Source organism: Frankia sp. RB5 (assembly GCF_059816245.1).
Map to the genome: position 1 here is coordinate 1 of NZ_JCBATA010000117.1, position 8,343 is coordinate 8,343.

10 protein-coding genes and 1 pseudogene are annotated in these 8,343 nt (G+C 67.1%); 5 read left to right on the plus strand and 6 right to left on the minus strand.

Annotation, left to right across the window (positions count from 1 at the left end):
* Positions 1-482: 482 nt before the first annotated feature.
* Both AC6EXY_RS32640 and AC6EXY_RS32645 read right to left on the minus strand, forming a co-directional pair.
* The gene (locus tag AC6EXY_RS32640; protein ID WP_499818949.1) at positions 483-1,481 is read right to left on the minus strand and encodes a hypothetical protein; all 999 of its coding nucleotides are present in this window, start codon (positions 1,479-1,481) and stop codon (positions 483-485) included.
* 505 nt (positions 1,482-1,986) lie between these two features.
* Complete coding sequence (locus tag AC6EXY_RS32645) at positions 1,987-2,238, minus strand: hypothetical protein (protein ID WP_165818440.1); 252 nt, start codon at positions 2,236-2,238, stop codon at positions 1,987-1,989.
* On the opposite strand from AC6EXY_RS32645, the gene AC6EXY_RS32650 reads away from it, so the two are divergent.
* Entirely contained in the window at positions 2,225-3,301 is a 1,077-nt protein-coding gene (locus AC6EXY_RS32650; protein WP_165818441.1) for an ABC transporter substrate-binding protein, read from the plus strand. The two genes, AC6EXY_RS32645 and AC6EXY_RS32650, sit on opposite strands and share 14 nt — an antisense overlap.
* A gap of 382 nt (positions 3,302-3,683) precedes the next feature.
* Here the strand turns inward: AC6EXY_RS32650 and AC6EXY_RS32655 are convergent, their stop codons facing one another.
* The 3 genes from AC6EXY_RS32655 to AC6EXY_RS32665 form a co-directional block, all read right to left on the minus strand.
* Positions 3,684-3,824 (minus strand): hypothetical protein, encoded by a 141-nt coding sequence (locus AC6EXY_RS32655; protein ID WP_165818442.1) that lies wholly within the window; start codon positions 3,822-3,824, stop codon positions 3,684-3,686.
* A gap of 108 nt (positions 3,825-3,932) precedes the next feature.
* Complete coding sequence (locus AC6EXY_RS32660; protein WP_101832487.1) at positions 3,933-5,393, minus strand: aldehyde dehydrogenase; 1,461 nt, start codon at positions 5,391-5,393, stop codon at positions 3,933-3,935.
* A gap of 623 nt (positions 5,394-6,016) precedes the next feature.
* Complete coding sequence (locus tag AC6EXY_RS32665; RefSeq protein WP_101832488.1) at positions 6,017-6,250, minus strand: AMP-binding protein; 234 nt, start codon at positions 6,248-6,250, stop codon at positions 6,017-6,019.
* Positions 6,251-6,378: 128 nt separating this feature from the next.
* Between AC6EXY_RS32665 and AC6EXY_RS32670 the strand changes: the two genes are divergently transcribed.
* The 4 genes and pseudogenes from AC6EXY_RS32670 (at position 6,379) to AC6EXY_RS32685 (ending at position 7,889) form a co-directional block, all read left to right on the plus strand.
* On the plus strand, positions 6,379-6,522 hold the full coding sequence (locus tag AC6EXY_RS32670; RefSeq protein WP_165818443.1) for a hypothetical protein: 144 nt from the start codon (positions 6,379-6,381) through the stop codon (positions 6,520-6,522).
* 129 nt (positions 6,523-6,651) lie between these two features.
* Positions 6,652-6,777 (plus strand): annotated as a pseudogene (locus AC6EXY_RS32675) (helix-turn-helix domain-containing protein); the annotation flags it as partial.
* A 71-nt stretch (positions 6,778-6,848) separates the two neighbouring features.
* Positions 6,849-7,286 carry an alpha/beta hydrolase family protein gene (locus AC6EXY_RS32680; protein WP_243407642.1) on the plus strand — a complete coding sequence of 146 codons (438 nt, stop codon included), beginning with the start codon at positions 6,849-6,851 and terminating at the stop codon, positions 7,284-7,286.
* A gap of 186 nt (positions 7,287-7,472) precedes the next feature.
* The gene (locus tag AC6EXY_RS32685; RefSeq protein ID WP_499818948.1) at positions 7,473-7,889 is read left to right on the plus strand and encodes a hypothetical protein; all 417 of its coding nucleotides are present in this window, start codon (positions 7,473-7,475) and stop codon (positions 7,887-7,889) included.
* A gap of 39 nt (positions 7,890-7,928) precedes the next feature.
* Here AC6EXY_RS32685 and AC6EXY_RS32690 read toward each other — a convergent pair whose 3' ends face one another.
* Positions 7,929-8,243, minus strand: a complete 315-nt coding sequence (locus AC6EXY_RS32690; RefSeq protein ID WP_499818947.1) for an integrase core domain-containing protein — start codon at positions 8,241-8,243, stop codon at positions 7,929-7,931.
* Between the last annotated feature and the right edge of the window lie 100 nt (positions 8,244-8,343).

Here is an 8,343-nt window from a genome sequence, read left to right on the forward strand (position 1 = left end):
GTCCTGAAAAACTGGCGCGTCTTCAGCCGCTTCCGCGGCTGCCCACGCCGGGTCGGCACATTCACCCAAGCCGTCTTCGTCCTGGAACAGGAAGGAATCTAAAAAAACCAACTTTGAAAATGCTCATAGTGCATCATTGCTGAGGTAAAGTTGCCATTCGGCGCGACTTAGTTAGACGTTGCTTACCGTTATTATGACTCAACCAGACGGAAATGCAATTGGCCGACGAACGTGAGGAATCCGGTCAGGGCGCCGGCTGCGAGGGGGACGACGAGGTCTGCACGCTCTTGCCCGGATGCTACGCAGCAGGCAAGGGCGATCGAGGACTTTCCATATCCTTCCGCGGGTGTGGGGTACCTAAACCGCCGGCTTGAGGAACTGGAGCAGGAGCTGCACGCCGATGAGCTTCGGGATGGCAGAAAGGACCTCATCGACGTACTGCACACGATGGCGGCGCGCCGCGTGTAGCGATCCCTTGCGATTCAGCCGGCGTGCCGTGCCAGAAGGTCCGCGAAGAACTGCTGTAGCAGGGCCTCGGCGCCGGAGCCAGTGAGTTCGTGGCCACCAAACCGGTAGACCTCGTAGCCGGCCAGCCTCAGCTTGCGGTCCTCGGCCATCATCTCGGAGTAGAGCTTCGGCGACGGCTGGCCGTCCTGGGCGTAGTGCTGCTGGCCGTCCACCTCCAGGACGACACGGACGCGCCCCGGCAGGAGCAACAGGAAGTCCATGCGCTCCCGCTTGATGATGCCGCCGTCCGGCCCGCGCTCGCGGCGTGTGTACGGGTCGTAGTGCAAGTAGACCTGGGGCAACAGGGCCGGGACTGCGGCGGCGGCGCCCGAGGCGTACTGCGCACAGTAGGTGCGGAACAAGATCTGCTCGGGCGGACTGTCCTTGGCGACAGAGCGGACGAGCCGCCGGTAGAGGTCCTGGCCGACCTCAAGGTCGGTGCGGTCGCCCTGCGGCGTCTTGGTCCGCCACCAGCCAACGAGCTGACCCCAGGTCAGCCCGGACTCGTCGAGGGGCTGGTCGTAGACCAGACAGGACTCCTCGTTCCGCTCGACCTTGATCCGGTTGTTCATCGCGTCGACGAGGACGATGCGTGGCTTCGGCCCGATGGAGGCGAAGATGATGTTCTTGATCTCGCCATCGACGCCTCGCATGGACTGCCGGCGCACCAGCTCGTCTTCGCGCTCGTCGAGGGCGGTGAACACCGGCTCGAACAGGCCGGTCAGGTAGCCACTGCGCGCGCCCCAGCCGCCGGCGCCGCTCATGCCTGCGCGCTTCCAGTAGCCGTAGAACCCACCGAAGTCGCGGAACGGCGGGTTGAACGGGATGTCGAAGCGGCCAAGCACTCCACGCAGGCCGCGCAAGACGAGGGCGATCTCGTCGTCAGCCAGGACCTTGCCGCCGTCGGTGCCGAAGGCCGTGAGCTCCCGCTGCGCAAGGCGGGCGAGCCCGTACGCCGCCTCCACGTCGCTCACGCCCGGCTGCGCGCTGGTACGAAGTCCGGCGACCAGGTCAGTCTTGAGCTTCCGCTCGACGGCCCGGTCCTGGCTGAGCCGAGGGTGTCGATCCCGCATAGAAGCGCGGCCGCGATGGTGGCGTGGTGGTCATCGAAACAGCCGATGAGCGCCTCGATGAGGGCAGTCCGAGACCAGCTCGGGTCCACGAGATTCGCGAATACGGGAAGCGTCCTGGCGCCGAAATCATTGTCGACGTGCCGGTCCCAGGTGAGGTCGCTGCCACGAGTCGACGCCCGGTCGGCAGGCTGTAGTTGTTGGAGATGCTGTCCGGGGACGGTCTTCGTTGGCGTGTTCGACCGGTCACCGACGCGTCAGGTCTTCCCGTCCGCGCGGGCCGGCTCGGGCACTCGGCCATGACCGCGGCATCCCTGTATCTCGAATCCTGGACTCAGGATTTCGGCTATGCTAGCGTCCGCTCTCCACCGGCCACGTCGCAGCCACCACGGTGCGCTGTGAGTGGAATCTATTCATTACCAATATAAATTAGTCGTCGAGCGGGCTGTTCGACGGGAAGTCGATCGGGGATACGTATGATCGGGAAAAACATGACGCGCGGCGTCAGAGGCGGCGGCTTAGGCCGAATGTCGCGGCTGCGGCGTCCGCTGGCCGCCACGGCCACGGCGGCCCTCGCGGTGACGGCGGTCGCCGCCTGCTCCTCGAGCGGCTCGTCCTCAAGTGGCGCCAAGTCGCCGATCAAGCTGATGGTGATCAGCACGCTCCAGTCCGCGGCCTTCGGCTTCCCCGAGGCCGTCGACGGCGCGAAGGCCGCCGCCGCCAAGATCAACGCCGCCGGCGGCGTCAACGGCCGCCAGATCGAGATCCAGTCCTGCAACGACCAGTTCGACCCGAACACCGCGGTCGCCTGCGCCCAGAAGGCCGTGAGCCAGAAGGTCTCCGGCGTCCTCACCGGGTACACGTCATACGGATCCAAGATCGTTCCGGTTCTCGCGGCCGCGAAGATCCCGTTCCTCGGTGCCCTGCCGGCCACCGAGGTCGAGTGGAACAGCCCGGTGTCGTTCCCCTTCAGCCCTGGTACCAACGGCCTCTTCGCCGCGCTCTCGACCAAGCTGTACGAGCAGAAGTGCACGAAGATGGCCCTGCTGTCCAACACCGCCGGCGCCTCGATCGACACCTCCCACGCGGCGGAGACCGCGTTCAAGCAGGCCGGCGGTGAGGTCGTCTACAAGGCGACGATTCCTCCGACGGCGGCCGATGTCGCTCCCCAGGTGGTGGCCCTGCTGAAGGCCGGCGCCAAGTGCGTCGTCTCGGTCATCCCGCCGGCGGTCCAGCTGAACTTCATCAAGGCCGCCTACGCCGCGGACCCCACGCTGCCCATCGGTCTGGGTGGGCTGGACGACGAGGTGGTCGCCAAGCTCGGCCCGGCGGGCCAGAACCTGGTGCGTGCTGAGGCGAGCTATCCGGCCGCGTCGGACCAGATGAAGCCCTTCGTCGCCGCTCTGCACGCGTTCAACCCGGCAGCAGTCGTCTCTGCCTGGTCGCTGAACACCTACTCGGGTGTCGAGGCCATCGCGGAGGCCGCGAAGGGGCTGGACAAGACGGACGGCGCCTCGCTGATCGCGGCCCTCGACAAGACGTCCGTGACCCTGAGCGGTTACCCGAAGCCGATCGACTTCACCAAGCCGCTGGCCATCAAGGGCTGGTCGCGGCTGTTCAACTCGGAGGTGGTCGTGTCCCACTTCCAGGGTGACCACTTCGTCGCGTACCCGGGCACGGTGGACTCGCTCGCCGCCCTGCAGGCGACCCGAGGCGGCGCCTGACCTTGGTGACAACGCTCGGGGGCGTCGTTGGTCTGACGCCCCCGAGCGGCATTCCCACCGGCTCCTGTGATCGTCCAGGCCCGGTGGGCTGGGACTGCCTCCAGCGCACCGGCCGCCAGCCTGTCTCGCGGCCGGTGCGCATATGCCTTCCGCGGCCGCGAGCACGCCGGCTCGCGGCCGTGTGCTCGTTCATCTCCTCGAGGTCCTGGCTCCCTCGGACGCCACCGTGCCGACGGGCGGACGCCCGCCCGCCGGCACGGCTGCTGTTTCCGCGACTCACGGCAGACGCTCAGCGCGGCCTGGATACCGGCAGCATGCGGCGTAACACCGGCCGGCTCGGCCAAGGACCGTTCCCTTCCTCAGGCCAGGAACCGGTTCCGGCCTACTGACGGCCGGACCTTCTGGCGGGCGCGCGGTCATGGTCCAGCAGCCGGAACGCCGCCAGCAGCGCGTCACCGGTGGTGTCGATCCCGCCCCCGACGACGGTCCGCGGCACGTTCGTCGCGTCCTCGAGACTGATCATCTCGTCGTCGACGCGACCGGCCACCACCGCCGTGAGGAGCCAGATCCGTGTCCACTTCCTTGGGCTGGGATGTCCTCGCGCTTGGCTGGAATCTGTCTTCGCGGTGTCTCAGGACGGCTGGAAACCCGCAGGAAGGCCGACGGTCTTCACCTCGAAGTACTCGGCGAAGCCTTCCGGCCCGTGGGCCCGGCCGACACCGGAGTCCTTGTATCCACCAAACGGAACCCGGATGTCGACGCCAAGCGAGTTGACGCCGATCGTCCCCGCGCGGATCTTGCCGGCCACCTCCAGGCCACGTTGCGGGTCGGCCGTGAACACGCCGCCAGCCAGGCCGTAGTTGGAGTCATTGGCGATCCTGATCGCCTCCTCCTCGTCGGTGTAGGGCATCACCGTACCCACAGGCCCGAAGACTTCCTCGCGGCAGATCGTCATCGAGTTGTCGACGTCCACGAGCAGCGTCGGCTCGACGAACCATCCGCGCTCCAGATGCTTGGGCCGCCCGCCGCCGAAGACGACCTTGGCGCCGTCGGCGACGGCGTTGCTCACGTAGCTCTCCACCCGGTCGCGCTGCCGTTCGGCGACCAGCGGGCCGATGTCCGTGGTGGGGTCGAGCGGATCACCGACCTTCACCGCCGCCAGGGCGGCGCAGAAGGCGTCGAGAAGCTCGTCGTAACGGGCACGCGGTACGAGAATCCGGGTCCAGGCCATGCAGGCCTCCCCGTTGTTCAGCAACATGCCGCTGTGCAGGACCAGAGCGGCCATCGCCGCGGCGTCCATGTCGTCGAGCACGATCGCCGCGGACTTCCCCCCGAGCTCCAGCGTCACGCGCTTGATCTGTTCGCCACAGATGGCGCCGATCCTACGGCCGGCCGCCGTGCTGCCCGTGAACGAGATCATGTCCGTGCCGCGGTGCCGGACCAGGTATTCCGAGACCTCGCGGTGAGCCGGGACGACGTTCAGCGCACCGGCCGGCAGGCCGGCCTCGGCGAACGCCTCCGCGATGACATGGTCGTGCAGCGGTGTCTCCGGCGACGGCTTGAGGACGACCGTGCACCCTGCTACCAACGCGGGCAGCACCTTGGACAGCCCCAGGGAGACCGGCGCGTTCCACGGCACGATCGCGCCGACGACGCCGACAGGCTCATGCCGGACCAGGGCGCCTTCACCGCTCGGCAGCCGCCGGAGCTCGTCCCGCGGCCAGGCCACCTCGTCGGTGTGGTAATCGAAAAACGGCGCGACATGGCCCTGCCGGTAGCGGACGGTCACACCGTTCTCCCGCGAGACGAGCTGGGTCAGCTCGTCGGCGAGCGGCCGCAGCAGCTCGCCGGCCCGGCGCACGACCGCCCGGCGCTCGTCACGGGACATGCGTGGCCACGGTCCGTCGTCGAACGCCTGGCGGGCGGCGGCGACAGCCCGGTCGATGTCGGCTTCCTGGGCGACCGCGGCGGAACCGATCTTTTCCTCGGTCGACGGCGACACGACGTCAATCCGCTCGTGGCCGACGGAGGGCACATGTTCGTTTCCGATGAAAAGCGTGTCGCGCTCGTACGCCGTGCTTAGGTCGATCATTGGTCACTCGCAGTCTGCTCCGGCCAGAAACTGCTGGCCCGTCGAATTTCGCTTCCTTTGCGCGTGTGGCGAAATACCTCGTCGACCGGGTCGGGCTCGCGCTCCCCGAAGATCATGCATAGTGCGCCCGGCGGCCCGGCGGCCCGGCGGCCCGGCGGCGGTCTGGGCCAGGGCGCGCCACGGGCGACCACATCCTCCGTACCCGGGCCCATCAGGCGATCACCCGGTCGCCACTGGCCCGGCCCCAACGTCTCGCGAGCGGGTGCCCGATCGGGTGGCGAGTGTGTCGGCACCCGCTCCGCTTCCGCCCGTCCATGCGGTCATGACGATTTCTGCTCCCACAGCTCAGGGTGTGGCCGCGGTATTCGCTTCGGCCAGGTCTCGGTCGGGAAGTAGTCGTGGCCGTTGTTGCTGGAGGCTGATTGGCCGGGCCGAACACCCATGCCGTTCGCGGAGAACCGGTGATCCGACGCTAGTGTGAGGACGGTCACCCGTCAAGCATCCTGGATCCGAGATCCATCCATGCCCATCGGAGCCGGAGCGGGGACCTGCGGGACGGCGCCGTCGAGGCCGACGTCGTCCCCGTGCGGGGATCCGGCGTGTTCGCGATCTGGCCGGGTTGGTCACGGGGAGCCGTGGAGATCGAGCGCGGCGGTCGGGGTGGTGTGGTCGCGGCGGCCTGGCGGGACGAACCGGTAGCCGGCACCACGCAACCTGTTGATCAGCGCGGACTGGAGGCGGTCGACGAAGTGGATCCGGCCGTCGCTGTCCCGTGTGCCCAGGTCACCGCTGTGCAGCCAAACGTCTCGTAGCGCGGCCGCGCTCGTCGCCGGGATTCCGGTACCCGGGAGTGACACCCGGTCCGCGTATCACGATCTCGCCCAGCTTGTCGGGGGCGCGGTCGCTGACGTCCGCCACGCTTTAGCCTATGCTAAGAAGCAACTAGATTACTGGACTTCTGTGGTGGACTGTGGGATAATTGGGTGTGGCGAAGGAAGCCGGCTCTCGTATCCCGCGGCGCAAGTTGGAGGATATCCGCCTGCTCGCCTTGAGCGCGATCGATCGGGGGATGCACCCGAAGGATTCGGCGGAGGCGTTCGGGGCGGGTGTCTCGACGGTGTATGGCTAGCTGCAGGCGCGCAACGAGGGCGGGCTCGAGGCGCTGAAGGTGAAGACAGCGCCAGGACGGACACCGAGGCTTTCCGACGAACAGATGACGCGGCTGTGGAAGTTGGTTGTCGGGCGAGATCCCCGGCAGATGCAGTTCGATTTCGCCTTGTGGACCCGGGACATGGTGCGCGAGCTGATCCGCCGAGAGTTCGGGATCGTGTACACCCCCCAGGGCGTGGGGAAGCTGCTGCGCCGGATGGGGCTTTCCCCGCAACGCCCGATCCGGGACTCAATCTATTTCATCCCCGTGCGCATCTGGACGCGGGATGGGCCGAGGACGGATCAATGGACCAGCTGGCCGACATGCCCAGGCGGCAGGCGACCGACCCACGGACGGACGCGCGGACCGTCGAGGTCGAGTCCGACGTCACCGACGCCGTCGACCTCGGCGAGCAGTGTCGCTTACGGGGCACCGTGTTTGTTCCGGCGACCGGAGCTGGACCGGGGCCACGACCCGTTCTCGTGGCCGTCCCGGGTGGGACCTACACCCGGCGCTACTGGCATCTGGTGGTGCCTGGCCGGGCCGGGTACAGCTTCGCCGAGGACTTCGCCCGCCGCGGCGTCGTGGTGGTCGCGTTCGACAACCTGGGCACCGGAGCCAGCACCCGTCCGTCCGGTGGCGACCGCCTCACTCCCGAGGTGATCGCGCGGGCGAACCATGCCGCGGCTCGTGACGTGATCGACCGTCCGCGAAGATCCCACTCTTCGATGAAGCTGTCGTAGAAGAAGTCGTCGGGATCCATGTAATGATCTTAACGCATCTGGGCACGAAGCTGATGTTGGTAAAGCCGGCCTCGCCTCGCCTCCTGTCCGCGCGATCCGAGAGCGCCGAGCGTGGCCGGCTGCTGTCGTACCGGATCGGTACGCTTTGCGCCACACTGCGGCAGGACCGGCACGACGGGGAAGCGGATGGACCTGGACCAGGCACTCGTACGTTTCGACCGTGTCGAGGCGAACCTTCTCCGGCTGGAGAAAGCATGGGCCGAGATTCAGCGTCTGACGCCCCGTGGCATCGCGTTCGGCCTTGGCAGTAGCCCAGACGGGCAGCGCTACCGCGATCTATGCCGCAGCTACCAGCAGCTCCTTGGTGCCCTGCCGGCGATCGACGGCTGCAAGATCACAGCCGAGCCATGGGACCTTGAAGACATCGCGTCGTGGCGTGTCGACTCGATGGAGGCCGACATCGGGCCGTACACCGCCGTCGACCGCTACCCAGATCAGATCGACTGGGAGATCGGCAACTACCGCTTCAACCTGACGCAGGCGCGGCGGACGCTCGTTCGAGAGCCGATCGTGAAACTGAACGGCGAACTCAGCGGGCTCTGATCGGCCCCGCGTTTTCCGGACACATTCTATCAGTCGGTTTTAGGCCGCATCATTGCGGTTCAGGAATTCGTTGTGGACTTCTTGCGGTGTTCTGTAGCCGAGTCCAGAGTGGAGTCGGCGGGTGTTGTAGTGGAACTCGATGTACCGGGTGATGTCTCGGCGTGCGTGTTCGCGGGTGGGGTAGGAGGTGCGGTGGACCCGCTCGTTCTTCAGGGCGGCGAAGAACGACTCCGCCATTGCGTTATCGTAGCATATTCCGGTCCGTCCGACCGAGTGTCGGAGGCCGAGTGTGACAAGGGTCCTCGCGAACTCCTCCGAGGTGTAGTTACCGAACTCAACCGGTCCTCGCAACACCGGGTTGTTGACGTGAGAGTAGCTGGTTGTTCATCGCTTCGGTGGGGGTCTTCCAGTCGAGGGTCTTGCGGGGCCGGTCGTTGAGGGTCGCGGCGATGGT

Coding starts and splice junctions, on each gene's coding strand:
- AC6EXY_RS32660 (WP_101832487.1), bottom strand. CDS start 5,393: ATGATCGACCTAAGCACGGCGTACGAGCGCGACACGCTTTTCATCGGA.
- AC6EXY_RS32655 (WP_165818442.1), bottom strand. CDS start 3,824: ATGATCAGTCTCGAGGACGCGACGAACGTGCCGCGGACCGTCGTCGGG.
- AC6EXY_RS32680 (WP_243407642.1), top strand. CDS start 6,849: ATGGACCAGCTGGCCGACATGCCCAGGCGGCAGGCGACCGACCCACGG.
- AC6EXY_RS32685 (WP_499818948.1), top strand. CDS start 7,473: ATGGACCTGGACCAGGCACTCGTACGTTTCGACCGTGTCGAGGCGAAC.
- AC6EXY_RS32650 (WP_165818441.1), top strand. CDS start 2,225: ATGGTGATCAGCACGCTCCAGTCCGCGGCCTTCGGCTTCCCCGAGGCC.